Source organism: Burkholderia sp. A9 (assembly GCF_000801975.1).
Window position 1 is genome coordinate 1 of record NZ_JSZN01000096.1, and the last position, 591, is coordinate 591.

A 591-nucleotide genomic window follows, 5' to 3' on the forward strand; every position below is an offset into this window, starting at 1 on the left:
CGCGCCGGCGAGCGCCGCATGGATCGACTCGTTCACGTCAGCTCCCGGCCTTCGCCATCTTTTCGATGATCTTGTTCAGCTTCTCGTCGAGCGTCGCGGCCGTGAACGGCTTCACGACGTAGCCGCTCGCGCCCGCCTGCGCGGCCGCGATGATGTTTTCCTTCTTCGACTCGGCCGTGACCATCAGCACCGGCAGGTGCGTGAGCGTCGCGTCCCCGCGGATTTCCTTCAGCATCGCGAGGCCGTCGAGGTTCGGCATGTTCCAGTCCGAAATCACGAAGTCGAAGCCGCCTCCGCGCAGCCGTGCGAGGCCGGCTGCGCCGTCCTCGGCTTCGTCGACGTTCGTATAGCCCAGTTCCTTGAGCAGGTTGCGGACGATCCTGCGCATCGTCGGGAAATCGTCCACCACCAGGATTTTCATGCTCTTGTCCATCGTCGTTCCTTTGCAGATTCGTTACCGTCGGGACCCGCAGCGTCGCACGCGCCCCGTGACATTTCATTCAGACCCGCTGCACGCGGTCGCCCATCGTTGCGAGCCGCGCCATCACGCGCCGGCTCATCTCGGCGAGCGGCGCGATCTCGTCCGCGCCG

Annotated in this window: 1 protein-coding gene; it reads right to left on the reverse strand. The window is 65.1% G+C overall.

Annotated elements, in window-relative coordinates; all coding sequences use genetic code 11:
- Positions 1–37: 37 nt before the first annotated feature.
- Positions 38–433 (reverse strand): chemotaxis response regulator CheY, encoded by a 396-nt coding sequence (gene cheY / locus PI86_RS15615; protein WP_014895567.1) that lies wholly within the window; start codon positions 431–433, stop codon positions 38–40.
- Between the last annotated feature and the right edge of the window lie 158 nt (positions 434–591).